The sequence below is a fragment of the Marinobacter piscis genome (assembly GCF_007671655.1).
Taxonomy (GTDB): Bacteria; Pseudomonadota; Gammaproteobacteria; order Pseudomonadales; family Oleiphilaceae; genus Marinobacter; species Marinobacter piscensis.
In genome coordinates, this window is record NZ_VCGX01000002.1 from 937014 (window position 1) to 956823 (window position 19810).

The 19810-nt window shown below is 54.9% G+C and carries 23 protein-coding genes; 1 reads left to right on the top strand and 22 read right to left on the bottom strand.

Annotated elements, in window-relative coordinates; all coding sequences use genetic code 11:
- Positions 1–26: 26 nt before the first annotated feature.
- From fliR to FFI95_RS10040, 20 genes are all read right to left on the bottom strand, one after another.
- Positions 27–809, bottom strand: a complete 783-nt coding sequence (gene fliR / locus FFI95_RS09945; protein ID WP_144822249.1) for a flagellar biosynthetic protein FliR — start codon at positions 807–809, stop codon at positions 27–29.
- A 3-nt stretch (positions 810–812) separates the two neighbouring features.
- Positions 813–1082: a flagellar biosynthesis protein FliQ gene (fliQ, locus tag FFI95_RS09950; RefSeq protein ID WP_144822250.1), complete on the bottom strand. Its 270-nt coding sequence runs from the start codon at positions 1080–1082 to the stop codon at positions 813–815.
- 27 nt (positions 1083–1109) lie between these two features.
- Entirely contained in the window at positions 1110–1874 is a 765-nt protein-coding gene (gene fliP, locus FFI95_RS09955) for a flagellar type III secretion system pore protein FliP (RefSeq protein WP_144822251.1), read from the bottom strand.
- 8 nt (positions 1875–1882) lie between these two features.
- On the bottom strand, positions 1883–2338 hold the full coding sequence (gene fliO / locus FFI95_RS09960) for a flagellar biosynthetic protein FliO (protein ID WP_144822252.1): 456 nt from the start codon (positions 2336–2338) through the stop codon (positions 1883–1885).
- Entirely contained in the window at positions 2338–2850 is a 513-nt protein-coding gene (gene fliN / locus FFI95_RS09965; protein ID WP_144822253.1) for a flagellar motor switch protein FliN, read from the bottom strand. Before fliN ends, fliO begins: the two co-directional genes overlap by 1 nt.
- Positions 2843–3841 (bottom strand): flagellar motor switch protein FliM, encoded by a 999-nt coding sequence (fliM, locus tag FFI95_RS09970; protein ID WP_144822254.1) that lies wholly within the window; start codon positions 3839–3841, stop codon positions 2843–2845. The genes fliN and fliM overlap by 8 nt, the downstream gene beginning before the upstream one ends.
- 41 nt (positions 3842–3882) lie before the next feature.
- The gene (locus tag FFI95_RS09975) at positions 3883–4395 is read right to left on the bottom strand and encodes a flagellar basal body-associated FliL family protein (protein ID WP_144822255.1); all 513 of its coding nucleotides are present in this window, start codon (positions 4393–4395) and stop codon (positions 3883–3885) included.
- A gap of 130 nt (positions 4396–4525) precedes the next feature.
- Positions 4526–5575 carry a flagellar hook-length control protein FliK gene (locus tag FFI95_RS09980; RefSeq protein ID WP_144822256.1) on the bottom strand — a complete coding sequence of 350 codons (1050 nt, stop codon included), beginning with the start codon at positions 5573–5575 and terminating at the stop codon, positions 4526–4528.
- Between the two features lie 116 nt (positions 5576–5691).
- Positions 5692–6054 carry an Hpt domain-containing protein gene (locus tag FFI95_RS09985; RefSeq protein WP_144822257.1) on the bottom strand — a complete coding sequence of 121 codons (363 nt, stop codon included), beginning with the start codon at positions 6052–6054 and terminating at the stop codon, positions 5692–5694.
- A gap of 47 nt (positions 6055–6101) precedes the next feature.
- Complete coding sequence (gene fliJ / locus FFI95_RS09990) at positions 6102–6545, bottom strand: flagellar export protein FliJ (protein ID WP_144822258.1); 444 nt, start codon at positions 6543–6545, stop codon at positions 6102–6104.
- Positions 6545–7936 carry a flagellar protein export ATPase FliI gene (fliI, locus tag FFI95_RS09995; protein ID WP_144822456.1) on the bottom strand — a complete coding sequence of 464 codons (1392 nt, stop codon included), beginning with the start codon at positions 7934–7936 and terminating at the stop codon, positions 6545–6547. The genes fliJ and fliI overlap by 1 nt, the downstream gene beginning before the upstream one ends.
- Entirely contained in the window at positions 7917–8705 is a 789-nt protein-coding gene (locus FFI95_RS10000; RefSeq protein ID WP_144822259.1) for a flagellar assembly protein FliH, read from the bottom strand. Before FFI95_RS10000 ends, fliI begins: the two co-directional genes overlap by 20 nt.
- Entirely contained in the window at positions 8705–9748 is a 1044-nt protein-coding gene (fliG, locus tag FFI95_RS10005; RefSeq protein WP_144822260.1) for a flagellar motor switch protein FliG, read from the bottom strand. Before fliG ends, FFI95_RS10000 begins: the two co-directional genes overlap by 1 nt.
- Positions 9741–11450, bottom strand: a complete 1710-nt coding sequence (gene fliF, locus FFI95_RS10010; RefSeq protein WP_144822261.1) for a flagellar basal-body MS-ring/collar protein FliF — start codon at positions 11448–11450, stop codon at positions 9741–9743. The genes fliG and fliF overlap by 8 nt, the downstream gene beginning before the upstream one ends.
- A gap of 15 nt (positions 11451–11465) precedes the next feature.
- On the bottom strand, positions 11466–11834 hold the full coding sequence (gene fliE / locus FFI95_RS10015; protein WP_144822262.1) for a flagellar hook-basal body complex protein FliE: 369 nt from the start codon (positions 11832–11834) through the stop codon (positions 11466–11468).
- A 215-nt stretch (positions 11835–12049) separates the two neighbouring features.
- Positions 12050–13480: a sigma-54-dependent transcriptional regulator gene (locus tag FFI95_RS10020; protein ID WP_144822263.1), complete on the bottom strand. Its 1431-nt coding sequence runs from the start codon at positions 13478–13480 to the stop codon at positions 12050–12052.
- Positions 13481–13492: 12 nt separating this feature from the next.
- Entirely contained in the window at positions 13493–14731 is a 1239-nt protein-coding gene (locus FFI95_RS10025; protein WP_144822264.1) for a sensor histidine kinase, read from the bottom strand.
- A 142-nt stretch (positions 14732–14873) separates the two neighbouring features.
- On the bottom strand, positions 14874–16319 hold the full coding sequence (locus FFI95_RS10030) for a sigma-54 dependent transcriptional regulator (protein ID WP_144822265.1): 1446 nt from the start codon (positions 16317–16319) through the stop codon (positions 14874–14876).
- A gap of 70 nt (positions 16320–16389) precedes the next feature.
- On the bottom strand, positions 16390–16698 hold the full coding sequence (fliT, locus tag FFI95_RS10035; protein WP_144822266.1) for a flagellar protein FliT: 309 nt from the start codon (positions 16696–16698) through the stop codon (positions 16390–16392).
- A 36-nt stretch (positions 16699–16734) separates the two neighbouring features.
- Complete coding sequence (locus tag FFI95_RS10040) at positions 16735–18093, bottom strand: DUF1329 domain-containing protein (protein WP_144822267.1); 1359 nt, start codon at positions 18091–18093, stop codon at positions 16735–16737.
- Positions 18094–18313: 220 nt separating this feature from the next.
- Here FFI95_RS10040 and FFI95_RS10045 point away from each other — a divergent pair, with 220 nt between their 5' ends.
- Positions 18314–18574: a hypothetical protein gene (locus tag FFI95_RS10045; protein WP_144822268.1), complete on the top strand. Its 261-nt coding sequence runs from the start codon at positions 18314–18316 to the stop codon at positions 18572–18574.
- An 8-nt stretch (positions 18575–18582) separates the two neighbouring features.
- On the opposite strand, the gene FFI95_RS10050 is transcribed toward FFI95_RS10045, so the two are convergent.
- The gene (locus tag FFI95_RS10050; protein WP_144822269.1) at positions 18583–19074 is read right to left on the bottom strand and encodes a cell division inhibitor SulA; all 492 of its coding nucleotides are present in this window, start codon (positions 19072–19074) and stop codon (positions 18583–18585) included.
- Between the two features lie 43 nt (positions 19075–19117).
- Positions 19118–19726 carry a transcriptional repressor LexA gene (lexA, locus tag FFI95_RS10055; RefSeq protein WP_144822457.1) on the bottom strand — a complete coding sequence of 203 codons (609 nt, stop codon included), beginning with the start codon at positions 19724–19726 and terminating at the stop codon, positions 19118–19120.
- Positions 19727–19810 lie beyond the last annotated feature (84 nt).

Sequence of the window (19810 nt, forward strand, 5' to 3'; positions counted from 1 at the left end):
AACTCCCGGCCACGGGCAATAAAGCCTCAGGGCCTCTGAAGCCCCCGCATAAACTCAAATGTCTGCTGGGTGTATTCCTGAAAGTGCGGCAGAAAATTGGCATGCAGCACCCAGATAGAAAACAATCCAAAAATCAGGCCAATGGGAAAGCCCAGGGCAAAAATATTCATCTGGGGCGCGGCCCGGGTCATTACCCCGAAGGAGATGCTGACAATAAACACAGCCGTTACCGCCGGCAATGCCAGTAGCATGGCTGTTGCAAACATCCAGCTTATCCTGTGAGCCAACTCCCACACGCCTGCCTGCCCCAGGCCTTCCAGGCCAATCGGCATCACCCGGAAGCTCTCAATAAATATTTCAAATGCCACAAGATGCCCATTCATGGCCAGAAACAGCAGCGTAATGGTAATGGTATAAATCTGCGACAGCACGGGCACATTCACACCATTGGCCGGGTCCACCATGGAAGCAAAACCCAGCCCCATCTGCATGGCTATCATCTGCCCGGCAATGACAAACAGCTGCCACAGGGCTGTCAGCGCAAACCCCATGCCCACACCAATCAGCACCTGTTGCAGAGTGATCACCACCGCGTCTGCACTCAGGGCTTCCACTTCGGGCACATCGGGGATCATGGGCACGATCAGTATGGTCATTAACAGCGCCAGCCCCAGACGCACCCTTGCGGGCACCAGCTGAGTACCGAAGATTGGGATAACCATCAAAAAGCTGGCCAGGCGGAACAGGGGCCAAAGATGTTGCCCTACCCACTGACCAAGCTGGCCGGCACTGAGTTCTGCAGGTATCACGGGTCAGCCGATCAGAAACGGAATACTGGAAATAAGCCGATGCGTATGATCCAGCAACCTGGTCAATAGCCAGGGTCCCATAACAATAAGGACAATGAGTGTTACCAGAAGGCGAGGCAGAAAACTGAGAGTCTGTTCGTTAATCTGTGTGGCAGCCTGAAACGTACTGACTACCAGGCCAACCACCAGTCCCGGCCCGATAATAACGGAGGCAAAAAGCACAATCATCCATAACGCCTCACGCACAATGTCGATAACAGTTTCCGGAGTCATGCCCTTCTCCTGGTTCTCATAATCGGTTTAAATCCCGTAACTGGCCGCCAGCGTGCCCATAATCAGGGCCCAGCCGTCCACCAGCACAAACAACATAATCTTGAACGGCAGAGATATAATGATCGGGGACAACATCATCATACCCATAGCCATCAAAACACTGGCAACCACCATGTCGATAATCAGAAACGGGATAAACAGAATAAAGCCGATCTGAAACGCGGTCTTGAGCTCACTGGTTACAAAGGCCGGCATCAGTACCCAGAAAGACACATCTTCCGCTGTGTCATACTGAACATCGGCAATGCGCATGAACAAGCCAAGGTCGTCCTCCCGGGTCTGCTCAAGCATAAACTTTTTGAAAGGCTCGCTTGCCTGTTCAACTGCCTCCAGCGAGGTCACTTCTTCCTGCAGATAAGGCTGCAGCCCCACACGATTGGCTTCTTCAAGCACAGGCTTCATGATAAAGATACTGAGAAACAAGGCCAGGCCGAGCAGAATCTGGTTAGACGGAGTTGCCTGCAGGCCAAGAGCCTGGCGCAGTATGGCGAATACCACGATAATCCGCGTGAACGATGTCATCATCATGAGCATCGCCGGCAGGAACGTGAGCGCGGTCATCAACGCCAGTATCTGCAGTGTTACCGTATACTCTTCTACCCCTTCTCCTTCACCGGGCTGCACGGTAAACGCAGGAATCCCCGGCAGGTCCGCAAGCGCCAGCGGTGCCCAGAAAAGACCTCCTGTAAGCACAGCCAACGAAAGGAGGCGTTTAAGGTTCACCACCGTCATGAAACTGATCATTCCTTACCCGGCGCGTTCCAGGATTTGCCGATCATGCTCTGCAGTCGCTTTGCAAAGTCTCCGGTCGGTGCATTACCGGCATCCACAACCGGCTCTTCAAATACATGCAGGGTCCGGATGGCCGTCGGAGTGATCCCCAAAAGGATCTGCTGGCCGCCTACCTCAATCAGTGCAATGCGCTCCCGCGCGCCCAGCGCCATGACTGAAACAACCCGGATAGCATTATTATTCATGCCGGTCATGCCGTTCATTCGGCGAATAATCCAGGCGCAACCATAGATAATGGCGATAACAGCCAATAAGCCTGCTCCCAGACTGAGCAGCGTGCCCAGCGTATCCGGAGCGCTGCTTACAGTGTTTCTGCCGGCACTCTGTGCAGGTTCTGCCTGTTCCTCTGCCAACACAGGCAGTGCCACCAGGACCAGCCCTGCCACTGCTGTTCGGAACCGCATTACTTCTGAAGCCGCTTAATACGTTCGCCCGGGCTGATCACGTCGGTCAGACGAATACCAAACTTTTCGTTCACCATTACAACCTCACCGTGGGCAATGAGCGTTCCATTAACCAACACATCTAAAGGCTCGCCAGCCAGACGGTCCAGTTCAATTACAGAGCCCTGATTCAGCTGGAGCAGATTACGGATAGGTATCTGGGTATTGCCCACCTCCATGGAAATGCTGACCGGTATGTCCAGAATCACATCCAGATCCGGGGGTGTTGTATCGCCTTCAGTCGTTGCAACACCATCCTCAAACTCTTCCATGGGGGCGGTCCGTACATTACTGTCAGTACTTTCGTTTGTGCCATCACTGGCCTGGCCGGCTTCTTCCATAGCCCGGGCCCACTCGTCATCCAGAGATTTATTCGCGTTGCTGTCACCCGATTCTTCCATGGCCGCTTCCCACTCGGCTGCCAGCTTTTCGTCTTCGCTCAGTTCCTGACCGTCTTTGTTGTCATCAGCCATTGCGTCCTACCTTCAACTGTTTTTTTACTTTAGGGCGCTTTGCCCGTTCATGTATTCTCAACGCCAGCTTGCCGTCTCGTGTTCCCATGGTCGCGGTATAGATGGGTATCCCATTTGCAGTAACAGTAAGGTGTTCGGGAATTTCTACCGGTATGATATCTCCCTCTTTCAGCTTCGCGACCTCACGTAACGAAATACGGCGCCGGCATACGGTGGTGTTTACGGGCACCTCAACGTCTTTGATATCTTCCTGTAAAGCGCCAACCCAGCGTTCATCAACATCGTCCACATCACTTTGTACGCCAGCATCAAGAATATCGCGGATCGGTTCAATCATTGAGTACGGCAATGCAAACTGAAGTTCACCGCCACCACCATCCAGCTCAATGTGAAAGGTGCTGACAACCACGACCTCACTGGGACTGACTATGTTCGCCATGGCCGGATTTACTTCCGAGCTCAGGTACTCAAAGTCCACTTTGAGAACAGCCTGCCAGGCTTCCTTCATATCGTTGAAAACCTGATTAAGCACCATCTGCACAATGCGGTTTTCCGTAGGCGTAAACTCGCGTCCCTCAATCTTGGCATGGCGACCTTCCCCACCAAAAAAGTTATCCACCATTTTGAATACCAGATGTGCATCCAGAACAAAAAGAGAGGTACCTCTGAGTGGCCTTACCTTGCAGAGATTCAGGCTGGTAGGCACGTACAGCGTATGTACGTATTCACCAAACTTCATAATCCGGACGCCGCCGGTGGACACATCCGCATTCCGGCGAAGCAGGTTGAACAGACTGATACGGGTGTACCTGGCAAACCGCTCGTTGATCATCTCCAGGGTGGGCATCCGGCCACGAACAATACGGTCCTGGCTCGACAGGTCGTACGATTTTACGCCGGTATCATCGCCTTCGTCATGAGTATCAACATCACCATCATCAACGCCGTGAAGAAGCGCATCGATTTCATCCTGTGACAGCAAATCCTGCATACGTTATCCTGCCGCTGAAATGGGCTATCCGCGTGGGGGCTCTATTGCACTACAAAGTTTCTGAACAATACATGGTCAACTGCAGGTTCACCTTCCTGCGTTAGTATCCGGTTCACTGTCGTCAACATGGTATCAGCCAGACCGCGCCTGCCTTCAGGTGTCCGCAGCTCTGTAAAGCTGCTATTGCCCAGCGCCATAATCAGCTGGCTGCGAATCAGGGGTGAATGCAGTCTGGCCGCCTCCAGAGCTTTCGGATCTTTGGCTTCCAGAGCCAGGTACGCCTGAGCATAACGCTGTCGCCCTTCGGCCTGCACCGTCGTTACCAATGCTTTTTCCATCGGCAGATAAACACTGGGTGTAAAAGACGCTTCTCCAGCACTGCCTTCATCAGCCACCGCATCCTGCCCCCCAGCACTTTCGGTGTCCAGAAACCAGAGGGTTCCTCCGACCGACAAGGCAATGGCAAGCGCCACAACACTCACAATCAGGATTACCAGTTTCAGTTTTCCTTTCCTGGCGGGCTCCTCCGCCGCAGCTGAACTGTTCTGTGCCATGGTTTTATCTAAGCTCCATTACTTTGGGCAGGCTATCAGAGACCGGCGTGCTTTAAAGGCCGCAGTTTAGCGTTGCGTGAAAGGATGGGCAAAACGGTTAAATGGTCAACATTTTGCCAGAAGACCCATTTCAGGCAAAAATATCTACCACCCCCTTCCAGCTCAAGTCCAGACTGCCTGACTGCGCCTCTTCTCCTCCGTCCTCAACAGCCGATACAACACCTCCCCGTCCCCGGGGCGCCTCCTGTCCTTCATGAGCCTCCTGCTCCCGTGATTCGCCGCCCGGGTTATCAGACACATCAAACCCCGCCAGAGAGAAACCCTGCTCGTCGAGCATGTCTCGTAACCGATGTGAGTGCAGTTCTAACTGCTCCCGCACAACCGGGTTCGCTGCATGCACGGTAATGGCGGCCTGGTCATTCTGAACCCGGACACGTACTTCCATCGGCCCCATGTCTGGCGGGGTCAGGTGAATCTCGGCTTCCGACAGGTTTTTGGCCGTGAGCCAGCTGAGTTTACCCATCAGTTTGTCGCCCCATTCGGCATGATTCACTGGCACATCAACCGAGGTGGCATAACTTCGCAAAGGCACCTGTGCCTCTGTCCCCAGCCTGCCCGCCAATGTATTGCTTTGCTGTGTCACCAGCTCCACAGCCGACTCAAAACGCGTATTACCGGTGAGCAGACTGGCGGTATCCAAAGCACCGGCCTTCTCCCCAGCTGCTGAAAAAAGGCCTTCGGGCAACTGCAGGCCGGCGATCAGTCCAGCGCCCTCGCCTGAAACCGGCTGCCCGGGCTTACCGCCTGAAAGCCCGGCCTGAAAAAGTCCCGCAGTGTCACCCATTACTCCGGGCCTGCCGCTGGCCGGCAATAATGCCTGCAGCTCTGCAAATGTCAGCGGGCTTGCGGTGGCCTCCATTTCTACGGCCTCTTCCGAAACCTCTTTACTTGCGACTCCGGCTTGCGGTTTTTTAGCCTCCGTCTGCTTTTTATCTGCCGCCTGCGGCCGGTTTTCAGCAGGTTCGGACTGCTTACGATCGAGGCGTTTCTGCTCCGCACGGGAGACAGACTCATACCGGTTTTCACCGGTAGTATCACTGGCAGCCGGTTCGCTTTTAGGCGCACCGGCGTCATTCTGCATCCCTGGCGCAGGAGTCTGGGGAAGAACCATCTGTTTCATGGCAACCTCTTGCCGCTTTTAATTCGTAGGCGCTTGTTTCAGCCGCTCAGAGGCTGTTTCAAACGCAGTTTGCCATACTGAAGCAAAAGCAATGCCAGCAATACCTACACCAAGGTTCAAGCCGGTCCGGTACCCCGTGCCAAAAGCCTGTGAAATGCGTCAGTCACCTGCCTGAATTCTGTTTCAATGGCGGCCAGCAATGGCGGTACATCCTGAAGCCGATTGTCCCGACCGGCTTGCTCGGCTGTGCGGCACAGCTCACCCAGGCGTGGGGCACCAATATTAATGCAGCTGCCCTTGAAGCTGTGGGCAGTTCTGGTAAATGAATCTGCATCGCCATCTGCTGCGGCTTTCTGCAAACTTTCTATGCGCTCTTTTGAATCGCTAAGGTACGTTTCAACCAGTGTGCCGAACTCATTTTCCATCACATCCTGAAGCTCTGCCAGAGCCTCTTCATCAAGGTGCGGTTGATCAACCATGACAAAACCTCTTGTTTCTGTACAACCGGAGTTATGCCGGTCACGCATTAGCGACGCCGACGAACAAAAGCACGACCTGCAGCTTCATCAGAGAGTTTCTGCTCTTGCAGATCCTGAGCCCGGCGTTCCTGCTGCCGGCACGTCTCAATGTATTTTTCCATACCCCGGCGGCGTTCCCAGGCCCTTTGCCACTCATCCCTGCGAGCTTCATAAGCCGCCTCTGCCTGGGACAACTGTTTTTGCTGCTGCAGGATAACCTGATCAAGCTGGGCAATGAACGCCTGCCAGGCCTGCAAACGACTCACCGCCACCACACCGTGCTGGCTTTCACGAATCTGGTCCCGGTATTCCTGCTGGTAGCGATTCAGGCTGGCAACCTGTGTTGTATGCTGCTCCATCTGCTCGCGTGCCTGCCCCATTCGCTCCAGGGCTTCCTGCTCTTTTCGCTCTTCAAGCGCCAGCACTACCCCTAAACGTTGTGACCGTAACATCAACCTGCACCTCTGCCAGTACCTGGCTCAGGAACCGCAGATTTGAGCCGCTCAGGCGATCGTCTTTCGGGGACAACCGACAGCAAGCCTTCGACACTGTCTGCCAGCGACGCTTGTTCGTTCAGGCCCTGCTGCAGGAATTGACGCATATTACTGATATGCGCCATGGCAAAATCGGTTTCCGGATCAGAGCCCTTCACATAGGCTCCGACACTGATCAGATCCCGGGCCTGCTGATAACGTGAATACACCTGCTTGAAACGCTGGGCTCGAGCAAAGTGGGCAGTCTCGGTTACCTGGGGCATCACCCGGCTGATTGAGGCTTCTACGTCGATGGCCGGGTAATGCCCTTCTTCAGCCAACTGGCGCGAAAGAACAATATGGCCATCGAGTATGGCTCTGGCTGCATCCGCCACCGGATCCTGCTGGTCATCACCCTCAGTCAGCACCGTATAGAATGCCGTTATGGAGCCTCCGCCGGGCAGACCGTTACCTGTACGCTCTACCAGTTGTGGCAGCCTGGCAAACACAGACGGAGGATAGCCTTTGGTTGCGGGTGGCTCCCCCACGGCCAACGCAATTTCACGCTGTGCCTGAGCGTACCGGGTCAGTGAATCCATCAGCAAAAGTACCCGCTTACCCTGATCCCGGTAATATTCGGCGATTCTCGTGGTCAGCATGGCCGCCCGTAAACGCATCAGGGGTGAGTCATCTGCGGGGGAGGCGACCACCACAGACCGGGCAAGCCCTTCTTCCCCCAGAATATCCTCAATAAATTCTTTAACTTCACGCCCCCGCTCGCCGATCAGGCCAACTACGGTAATGTCGGCATCGGTAAACCGGGTCATCATACCAAGCAGCACACTCTTACCCACACCACTGCCGGCAAACAAACCCAGACGCTGCCCCTGCCCCACCGTCAGGAGTGCATTGATTGCCCGTATGCCTACATCCATGGATTGCCGAACCGGAGCACGGTTAAGCGGGTTAATGATGTCACCACTCAATGGCACGCGGGCTTCCGCCTGCAAAGGCCCTTTATTATCCAGAGGTTCACCGCTGCCATCCAGGACACGACCGAGCATGAGCGGACCGACGGGGACGCGGCTTGCAGCAGACATAGGCGTTACCCGGGCACCAGGCCTGAGGCCTTCAATTGCCGTAAGCGGCATCAGGTAAACCCTGTCGTCCTCAAACCCGACCACTTCTGCCTCAACGGCTGTGGTCCCCTGGCCTTCAATAACACAGCGGTCCCCCACCATCATCGAGCATCCCACACACTCCAGCGTGAGCCCGACCATCCGGGTCAACCGCCCCGACACTTCCGGTTCCGGAGCTTCAGCCAGCCCGGCCAGGTACCTGTCCAAACGCTCAGCCAGAGGAATGTTCATCATCGACACCTTCATCAGAGTTGTCGGTTTCCTGTTCGAGCAAACCCTCTACTGCACGCTCAAACCGCTTTTCAACGGTAAAATCTACAAGACTATTGAGTGTTTCAACGCGACAGCCCCCGGCTGACACTCCGGCATCTTCATTGACAGAGGCAGAGGTTTCAAGTTGCCCGGCAACCTCTTTCACATCGTTGTAGTCATCCGGATGCACATAGATACGGACATTGTCGGCCGTTGAAGGCAGAGCCTCGACGGCCCGATGCACCAGTTGCTGTATCTGCGACGAATCCATTGCCAGCTCCCGGTACACAACGGCCCGCGCCAGTGCCTGGGTAAGGTTCAGCAGCGACGTTTCAATCTCATCCTGATGCCGGCCAATGGGTAACACGAGCTCCCCCATCAACTGCTCCAGCCGCTCCAGGCGCTCTGCCACCTCGGTCCGGGTTGCCTCGTAACCCTCACTCTGCCCGTTCGCCTTTCCCTCGCTGAAGCCTGCCTCCAGACCCTCCTTATGACCCTGCTCGTAACCTTCGGTATGCCCTTGTTCCAGCCCTTTGTCCCGGCCCTCATTGAAGCCATCCTCATGGGCAGCCTGGCGAATCTCTGCAATATCTGCTGCCGTCAGAGGCTTTACAGTGCGCTCTTCCTCGCGCACAACCTCGTTGCCCTGCTCATCCAGCAAAGGCAGCTCCCAGCGCTCATACGCCGTCAGCTCTTCTTTGGGAATGCGCCGGGCTGATTTTGAGTAATTGTCGGAGGAGTCGTTCATCACATCATTTCTTCACCGGCACCGCCCAGCGTAATTTCTCCGGCTTCAGCCATGCGACGGGCAATGGTAATTATGTCTTTCTGGGCAGCTTCAACTTCACTGACCCGCACCGGGCCCTTGGCTTCCAGGTCATCCTGAAGCAGCTCCGCAGCGCGCTTGGACATATTGGAAAAGATCTTTTCCTGAACACTGTCATCTGCCCCTTTCAGAGCCACAACCAGAACTTCCGACGAGACCTCACGCAGCAGCGCCTGAATGCCCCGATCCTCAATATCTTTCAGGTTATCAAACACAAACATAAGGTCTTCAATGTTGGTTGCCATATCCGGATCCACATCCTTGATAGAGTCCAGCAGCCCCCCTTCAATGCTGCGGTCCATAAAGTTCATGATATCCGCGGCACGCTTCACCCCGCCAATGCGACTGGTCTGGGCGGCAGATCCGCCGGAAAACTGTTTTTCCAGAATGTCATTGAGCTCCTGCAGGGCCTGAGGTTGAATGGTCTCAAGTGATGCTACCCGCATCATAACGTCCAGACGTACTTTTTCACCCAGAGTTGCAAGGATTTCTGCGGCCTGGTCCGGGTCGAGATAGGAAATCACAATAGCCTGAATCTGTGGGTGTTCATAACGGATAATATCCGCTACTGCCCTCGGTTCCATCCATTTGAGTGTATCCAGGCCGGTGGTGTTGCCGCCAATGAGAATGCGGTCAATCAGGCTGGCCGCCTTGTCATCACCCAGGGCCTGAGTGAGCATGGCCCGGATATAATCGTCATTACCCACACCCAGCCCGGTCTGCCCGCCTACGGCATCCACAAACTGGTTGAGTACGTAGGTTACGTCATCCTTACTGATGTCCTTCATCTGGGCCATGGCAACACCGACGCGCTGAACTTCTTTCGGTCCCATGTGCCTGAGCACTTCCGCAGCGTCCGCTTCGCCCAGAGTCATCAGCAGAATGGCAGCCTGCTCCACTCGCGGAATTTTCCGCTGCGGCACCTGGGGGGCGTCATTGCCCTGCGGCCGGGATTGATCAGTCATCAACATTCACCCATTGACGCATAACTTGAGAAACCCTTGCAGGATCTTCGGCAATCAGCCCTTTCAGGGCATTTAGCTGCCTATCATAGCTGTCTGTCGCCCCGGGCAAAAGCAGGTCATCCTGAGAAGACATGGCATGGCTCAGAGCACCACTGCTACCATCACCATCAAAGTCGCCATAGCCACCGTCGCCAGATTCATCAGTGCGATCACGACGGCTACCGCCAGACAAGCTTTTCAGGGTCGGCCGCAGCAACCCCAGTACCAGCACCAGAATAACCAGTCCGGCCAGCACCTGTTTCATCAGGTCCCAGAACCACGGCTGCTCCCAGAACCCCGGCGCGTCATACTCAACTGCTTCTACCGGAGCAAAGGCGGTATTCATGACAGTCACACTGTCGCCCCGGGTCGCAGAATAACCCACAGCATCCCGCACCAACATGTTCAGCCTCTGCAACTCCTGCTCAGGCCAGGGCTCATAGCTGACTTCACCAGTCGCCGGATCAACCACTTTCATGTCATCCACAGCCAGCGCCACCGTCACCCGTCGCACACGACCCAGCTCTTGCCGGGTATAGCTTACGGTGCGATCCATCTCATAGTTACGGGTCGACTCTTCGCGGACATTTACCGGCTCTGCCGCCACACTAGTCGCTTCATCTTCCCCGGTCTGCGGATTTATCTGTTCAGGGACCGATGCATCTGCCGGGGGCTGATTAGACAATGCACCTGGCACACCACCGTTAAAACCGGCAACCCGTTGCTCTTTCAGATTACGCTCACTGCGTACCGCTTGCTGCTCAGGGTTAAACAGCTCCTCTGCCTGCTCAACGGATGAAAAATCAAGGTCGGCAGACACTTCGGCCCGGTACCGGCCCTCACCGACAATCGGTGCAATCAAAGAAGCCACCCGGCGAGTGAGGCGCTCTTCCAGCTTCGATGTATACTCGTACTGATCCTGCATTCGCTCACCATCGCCACGCCCTTCCTTGCCGGTGAGCAGATTGCCGTTCTGATCCACCACGGTAACCTGCTCTTTATTCATCATGGGGATACTGCCAGCAACCAGGTTAACAATGGCGGCAATCTGCTCTGGCTCGGGACGGCGTCCGGCAAACGCCTCAAGAAATACCGAAGCGGAGGGCTCACGGGCATCCCGCACAAAAACAGAACGCTCCGGAATCGCCAGGTGCACCCTGGCACTGCGCACACCACGCATGCTGCTCACTGTGCGGGCCAGTTCGCCCTCAAGCCCACGCCGGTAACTAACGGTTTCCATAAACTGGGAGGTTCCCAGCCCGCGGTCTTCATCCAGCAGCTCATAACCCATGGTTTTCTGGTCCGTAACACCTTCCGCGGCCAGCTTCAGCCGGGCGTTGTACACTTGTTCGGAAGGCACCAGCAGCGCCCCGGTGCGCGTATCCATTTTATAATCAATGCCATTACTCTCAAGAATGGTCGTCACATCCTGAGGGTTATAGGCCGACAGGTCGCCAACAACCGGCTGGTAGTTTGGTTCCTGAGCCCACAGAACCACGGCAACCCCCAGCGCAACGCTGGCGGCCAGTCCGACCATCAGACCAATCTGCCGAAACAGATTCAGGCGATTAAACCCGAGGAACAGTTCATTGTTACTCACGTTTTTCCCATCATCCTGAGCGGCGGGGGTGTTTGAGCTGGATTCAGCGGGGACGGTTGCCATGCCTGTACTCCGTTATCAGATTGGCATATTCATGATGTCTTCATAGGCTCTGACCACACGATTTCGCACCTGGGTCAGGGCCTCGAAAGACACGGTAGATTTCTGAGCAGCCATCATGACCCGGGTAATATCCACATTCGGATCGCCCATATCGTACGCTGTTCGTAACTCATTGGCCTGTTGCTGTGTCTCGTTCACAGTGTCTACCGCCTTACCCAGCATGTCACCAAAGCTGGCTGTTTCCCGGGTCTCTTCAACCTGGCGCGGCCCGTCTACACGGCCACGCACCGACTGGTCCTGCTCAACCTGCTGGTTTTGCATCATCTGCGAGCGCAGTGAACGAATATCGGACAAAACACTGTTGATGTCGGCACGCTGTACCATTGCTTTCTCCTGGCCCCATTTCCACAAGGAAAGGTTTACTGGTCACAATTAACTGAACAGTGACCAAGCAATGCTCAGGCCAACATTTTATTACTCTTAATTAACAACAGGTTAAAACACACATTAAGATCAGGACAAAACCGACGACGTTTTTTTGACAGATAAGAAAAAGGCACCCGAACGGGTGCCTGATTAAGGAGGGAATACAGCCTGAGTCAAGCGGCTGCCAACTCCGCCTCAAGATCAATTCCTGCTTCACGCATCTGTGCCAACTTGTACCTCAGTGTGCGCGGGCTGATGCCCAACTGCTCAGCCGCCCTGTTGCGTCGCCCACCTTCACTTCTGAGGGTCTGGATAATAATACGAAACTCTTGCTGACGCAGGTCATCTTCAAGGGAGGCCGTTTCCGTTGCGGCCGGAGCGGCTGTTTCGGCTTCGCCTGCTTCAGGGGCGGGCGCCCTGGAAGTCTGCACCTGAGCATGTGTCTCTGCACTCTGGCCACCGAAGTGCATTCCGGGGCCGATCTCAAGGCACAGGTCCTCCCCGTGAATTACATTTCCCTGGTGCAGAACCAGCGAGCGCTGTATAGCATTGTCCAGCTCCCGCACGTTGCCCGGCCAGGGATGCTGCATCAATGCATGACGAGCATCCTCAGCAAAGCTGATGCCTGTCAGCTTCATCTTGCGGCAGTGGTTTTTTAACAATGATTTGGCCAGTGGCACTATATCCAGCGGGCGCTCCCGAAGTGGCTGCCAGTGCATAGGGAACACACTCAGCCGATAGTAAAGATCTTCACGAAAGCGGCCTTCCCTGACAAAGTCCATCAGGTCGCGGTTAGTCGTCGCAATCACCCGGACATCCAGCGCAATGGTTTTACGCCCGCCTACCCGCTCAACTTCACGCTCCTGCAAGACCCGCAGCAACTTGGATTGCAAGCCGGGGTCCATTTCAGAAACTTCATCCAGAAGGATGGTGCCACCATTTGCCTGTTCAAATTTGCCCGGAACCGATGCAATCGCCCCCGTAAAAGCCCCTTTTTCATGACCAAACAGAATAGCTTCAAGCATATTCTCGGGAATTGCAGCACAGTTAATGGCAACAAACGGTTGCTCTGCCCGTGGTGATTTCTGATGGATGTAACGGGCCAGAACCTCTTTGCCGGTACCACTCTCGCCAGAAATCATCACCGTTGAGTCGCTGCCTGCAACCTTGGCTGCAAGCTGGAATATGCGTTTACTGACCGGGTCTTCCGCCACTGGTTCGTCGCCGGATTTCTGCTGACCACCCCCGACCACTTTGGTGACGGCATCGACCAGTACCTTGGGCTCAAATGGCTTGACCAGATAATCCACCGCACCAGACTGCATAGCAGAAACCGCGTGACTGATTTGCCCATAGGCCGTAATCAGCATAACTGGCAGTCCCGGATACAGGCGCTGCACCTCTCCCAGTAACTCATGGCCGGATAACCCGGGCATATTTACGTCACTGACGACCATATCTGCCGGCGCTTCTGCCAGCCGCTGCAAGGCTTCGCGGGCATTCGCTGCCTCGCGCACACGAAACTTTGCCAGCTCCAGCGTCGTTACCAACGCTTCCCGCAGATCCTGGTCATCTTCAACAATCAAAATCCTGGCCCTGGCCATGGTTGCCTCCGATCAATCTTTGTTTCGCAGTAATGGCAGGCGCACAGTTGCTATCGCACCCCCTTGCGCCGGCGACTCAATGAAAAACTGGCCCTGATGTGCTTTTACAACGGCCTGCACAACGGCCAGGCCTAATCCGGTGCCGTGGGACTTGGTTGTGTAAAAGGCCTCAGCAAGCTGGCCTGCGTCTTCGTTGGCAAACCCCGGGCCATTATCGAAAACACGCACCAAAAGCTCACTCTTCTCCGCGGCTACCTTGACCACAACCTCAGTGGCGCCCGCCTCAAAACTGTTATTCACGAGATTGGTACACGCACCGACAAGAGCATCCCGGTTGCACATCAACCGGCACTCTTCGGGTAAATCCCCCTGTAGCGCGACATGCTGCCCATCCCGGGGTTTCAGGCTGTCGACGGCAGACGCCAGAGCTGAAACCAGCGTAGCAGCTGACAATTCTTCTGCCAGACGTGTCTCGCCACGGGCAAAGATCAACATATCCCGAACCTGCTGCTCCAGATGTGTCAGACGCGACATCAGCCGTGAGGCGCAGCGCTGGCGCATTTCGTCGTCGAGATCATCCTGGATTAAGTGGCCACCATAAAGAATAGCGGCAGACAGAGGCGTGCGTATCTGGTGCGCCAGAGAAGCCACCATTTTGCCCATAGCAGACAGTCGCTGGGCATGGGCCAATTGGGATTGCAGATGACGGGTTTCAGTCAGGTCGGTAAGAAGGATCAGCTGGCCTGGCTGATTATCCATGGTGCGGATTTCGATGCTCACTCTGCGACCATCTTTCAGGGAGACTTCATGACCATCGTCCTGGCGCGGCGAAAAGCAACGCTGAATAACATCAATCCAGCGTTCGCCATCCAGAGGCTCATCCAGCAACGCAATCGCGGCCGGATTGCTCTGGGTTACCACACCCTGACTATCCAGGACCACCACTCCGGCAGGCAACGCCTTCAGCAAGGTCGACAACCGGTCTGCCAGCTGCTCCTTTTCTTCCAGCTCCTGCTGACGTTGCAAAGACTCCTGGCTCAATTCACCGGACAACTGATTAACCCTTGATTCCAGGGTACGGTAGGAATCAGTTATCTGCCGCGACATCTGATTGAACATCTCAAGCGCAGAGCCAACGGCTTCGTTATCCTGCTCGGGAAAAAGCGCCCTGACCTTATCATTAACATCCGCGGCCGCATTAGTTCCGGCTCTGCTCTCTGCCGACCCGATAACAAACTGTGCCTGATTCATAACCTGACTCCCGATCTCTCCGCACTGCGGACCAATCCCTTCGGATAATTCGTTTAAGATCGTTATGCCAAGTTCATGCCAGAATCAATTTGCTCTTTAAAATCAACAGGTAAGTAAAACTCTTAAAAGGCAGGCGACGGTTTTACGTCGCTTCCTGTTCCCGCAACCCATACTTGCGGACTTTTTCAACAAGCGTTGTACGCCGGATTCTCAGTTTCTCCGCTGCCCGGGCGACAACACCCCCCGCCTCACTCAACGCCTGCTGAATCAACTGCTTTTCCAGATCAGACAAGTAGTCTCTCAGGTCCAGTCCATCGACCGGCAATAAAGCCGGCCTGTCCAGCCCGACGAGTCCGGGAATGTCCGCCGGCACAGCCGTGTCTTCAGCGGGCGAGTTCTCATCATAGTCATCCACATAGCGGAACTTTTTAGGCAGTTCCTGTACTCCGATAACGGAATAGGGGTGCATGATCGCGAGCCTTTCAACCAGATTCGCCAGTTCCCGGACGTTGCCCGGCCAGTCATGCTGACATAGGCTCATGATAGCCGCGGAGTTCATTCGCAGAGAGCCACGTTTCTCTTTCTCCATCCGCGAAATAAGCTCGTTGATCAGCAACGGAATGTCATCAACCCGGTCCCGTAAGGAAGGTACTTCTATGGGGAAAACATTCAGGCGGTAATACAGGTCTTCACGGAATTCGCCCGACTCGATCATGTCCTCAAGCTGCTTGTGAGTCGCCGCAATCACTCTCACGTTTGCAGACTGTGTCCGGCTACTGCCAACACGCTCAAAAGTGCGCTCCTGCAAAACCCGCAGTATTTTTACCTGCATGTTGAGCGGCATGTCGCCGATTTCATCAAGAAATAATGTGCCACCCTCAGCCATTTCAAAACGCCCTTTCCGGGCTGTTATAGCACCGGTAAACGCACCCTTCTCATGGCCAAAAAGTTCGCTTTCCAGAAGCTCCGCCGGAATAGCACCGCAATTAACCGGCACAAACGGTTTATCGCGACGCGACGAATGATAGTGAAGGTTACGGGCAACCACCTCTTTCCCGGTACCGGATGGACCGGTAATCAGTACACTGACGTCTTTGTCTGCCACCTGTGCCATCAATTGGCGCAAGTGCTGGACCTTACGGCTATTACCCACCAGACTCCGGAACAGGTGCAATGGCCGCTGCTGCCCGTGGCCGGTGGAGCGGCGATACTGATCTGTATAAACCTGGGCCCGGTAGAGACTGTCGACAAACTTGGTATAACCCAGAGGCCATTCAACGCGACCGATAATACGGGCGGCATCATGATCGGCCAGATCTGTAAGTTCGGGATCACCAACCAGAAGAAGCGGAACCCCTTCAACCGCCCGGCACACTTTTTCCACGGTACTCCGTAGCCCCGCATCCTCACCGTTTATAATCACAACGGAAACCTGCGCCAGACCTTCCGTGTCACCAGACTCCAGAAGAGCCAGGGCTTCGCTGCCTGCTACAACCTGCTCTTCGCCGATGAACTCAAGAATAACCGACATGTCCCGGCGCCGCGACTCATCCTCGCTCAGCACCAGCACCTTGTTACTTTCAGACATTCACAAGCGTCTCTTTGGGAATTTGTGCGGTATTTAAGACTGTCTGCTTTGCAGAGTCAATTTTATGACGCTATTTTGAACGGGTCGAAGATACGTGCGCATAGGCCTGAGCGGCGTTGCGGTTACGACTCACACCTTTCAGTTCAGCTTCTGCTTCGGCCTTTGCCTGGCTGGCACCGGCACCGGCTGTATCCACAAACCGACGCAAGGTTTCCAGACGTGTTCGCACCTGCTCCGGATCCTCCTGCCCGGCTTCCAGTGCCTCCATCACAGATTCAATTGTCGACTGCACCTGTTCATTAAGGCGCACCAGCTCATCCCAGTCTTTGTTACTGAGTGCCTGCTCAAGCGCGGCGATCAGCTGATCAAGCTTGTTCAAATTACCCCCTTCATAACATCATTTACAGCCTGAGACTCAGCGCCTGGCTGCCCGCCTTGCCGACGAGGCGGTAAACTCTTTGCCACGGAATCCCGGATTAAAATTGTAGGCCGGGTAGTTCTGATCGAGACCATCAATGTAATAACGCCTGGCCTTCAGATCGTAAGTCATCTCCATGGTCGTCCAGAACACTGGCACCTGGTAATAGCTGATGTTATGCGCTTCAGAAACCCGCCACAGATTACCATCCTCATCATACTCTTCCGACATCAGAATCTGCCAGCTGTCTTCATCCACATAAAACACACGCCGGTCGTAGATGTGCTTGATGCCGGTACGGCGGGTAGCCTCAACCACCCATACACGATGAAGTTCATAACGGGCCAGCTCCTGATTAATATGGCCAGCGCGGATTACATCGTCTGGCCTTACAGACTTATCATGCAGTTTGTAAGCATTGTAAGGCACAAACACTTCACGCTTACCCTTCAACTTCCAGTGGTACTGGTCAGGTGCGCCGTTGTACATATCCTTCTGGTCCACCGACCGCAGAGAAGAGGAGTTGGGCAGGTCTGTCTCATAGGCCAGGTTGGGCGAGCGCCGCAGGCGCCGGGAGCCGGCATCATAACGCCAGGCCAGACGGGGAGAGCGTACCTGATCCAGAGTCTCATGCACCAGAGTGATGGTTCCTGCCAGCGTGGATGGCGAGATAGTGTCCGTCTTGAGGTAGAAGATCTTGTTATCAATATCCTCCAGCTCTGCGCCTTTCTTGCTGTAGGCGAAATAATAATCGTACTGATTCACCACCGGGTTATAGGAACCGTCTACCTGCGGTGTTGCTGAGGCACTGCGAAAGGATACCTCTTCACCCCGGTAGCGCAGAATATGGTTCCAGATAACCTCCAGCCCGTTCTCCGGAATGGGAAACGGGCTGGTCATAATGGTGTCGCGCACCCCGTTCCCATTATCCAGAACCTCGGCACTCAGGGCGTTTTCATAATATTTGTCGTAGACATGCTCGGGGAAAGCTGCAGTGCGCCGGGTCTGGTAAACCGGCATAAAAAAATCCGGGCCATACTGCTCCAGCATCTTCAAGGAGCCCTCTGACAGCTTGTCCTCATACAGATGCATATTGTTTGCCGTGATCACAAACAAAGGCTCATCATCGGGGAAAGGGTTTACCTCCGTTTGCCCCCTGCGCCAGCCTGCCGGAGGTTCAGACAGCCCACCCGTCCACTCCGGAATGCTACCGGATGTATTGGCACCACGCTCAGCCCCCACCGGGGTCAGTGCCTGCCTCAACTGTTCTGCTTCCGTTACTGACACAGCTGAAAATGCCTGCCCCGATCCTGCAAGCGCAAGCATTGTGATGCCCGCTGCTACCCGACTCCGCATTCCTGATCCCTCCAGACCGATTACATGTCACCACACCAATCCTTTTTGCCAAATTCAAACAACCGTTTCAAGCGAATGTTTGTGTCTTATTGTCACCCGGTAACATGTACGAAAGGGATAAAGAAAACGGCAGGCTAAAATGATACAATAAAGCATTACACAGGCTGGGCAGCCGTAACTTCACCACGGTACCTTCAGCAGCAACCAAGGGTTATAAAAGATGTCACCATCGTTTTTCGAAATCGTACAGCTGAACAACGGCGACTATGCCTTGCGACGCATCGACGACGACAGTGCACCGCTGGTCAGAATTTCCTTTTCCAATGAAGCCAGGGATATGCTGGATGATAAGGAGATGTCGGTAGCTAAAGCCATGATTGCCGCCGGAATAGAAGCGGTAGGCAGTGTTACTCACGACATTGATTGGGAAGACGACGAGCTGGACGTATCAGACGCACAGCCCGCTTACACTCTGCACTAAAAGTACCTTTAACGTTGCCGGAGCACTACACCGTGGCTGTTACCTCTGGCCGCCGCATGTTGCAGGGCTTCAAAGCCCGCTCTGGCAAGCTTATCTGTCCACATAACGACCGCATGGCAGGTGCCTGCACTCAGGGCCCGCTCGGCAAGTTCCGGAGCGGGATGTCCGGCGGTTGAACGCAACACCAGCAGTTCACCGGCAACGATGCCATGCATTTTCTGCCACTTGCCTACCAGCGCCTGGGGTGGGTCAATCCAGGCCAGCCAGCGCTTTTCCTGATTGAGCTGGGTCAGCATGGGTAACAGCAGCTGGAAGTTTTCTATCTGCCCTTCCGGCAGGATAATCTCGGTTACATTACCAGCGGGAGCGGCTTCTTTTGCGGCCGGTTTCTGCCGCGCCCGAAGCACGCTACGCCGTTGCCGGGGTGCATAATCCGGCACCGGGTAAGACGGCATACCTTGCTGCCACGCTGTGTGCTGATTGAAGCTAAGCTGTTCCATACATCACCTGTTTATCAATGAGCCTGTGGGTGCACGGTTACGGTCAATGCAGATCAGAACGGCGGATAACACCTACCCCCAGCCCTTCAATGAACAATTCCTGCTCTTCAAGGTCGATTTCTATTGGCGCAAACTCGTCGTTTTCGGCAATCAGAGATACCCTGGAGCCGTCTTTCCGGAAACGCTTGACGGTTACCTCGTCGCCAACCCTGGCCACGACCACCTGGCCGTTATGAACATCCTGAGTGCTGTGTACGGCCAGCAAGTCGCCATCAAGAATGCCGATGTCCTTCATGCTCATACCCCGCACCCGCAGCAGATAATCGGCGGATGGGGAGAAGAACTCCGGTTTCACAGTACAGTGGTCCTCAACATGCTCCTGAGCCAGAATCGGACTGCCGGCAGCAACCTGGCCAATCACCGGCAGGCCGGGGTCTTCCGCTACCTCTGGCAGACGTATGCCCCGGCTGGCGCCCGGTACCATTTCAATGGCGCCTTTACGGGCCAGTGCCCGCAGATGCTCTTCAGCGGCATTGGCCGAGCGGAACCCCAGCTCCGCCGCAATCTCTGCACGGGTGGGTGGGTAACCGGTTTCATCCACATACCGGCGGATAATATCCAGTACCTGGGACTGTCTTGCTGTCAGCTTCATCGTTTCGCCGCTCCATTTGCTGCATGCAGACATTGCGCATGCCTGTCTTTTTGTACAGTGTTTTGACTATATACAGTGTTTTAT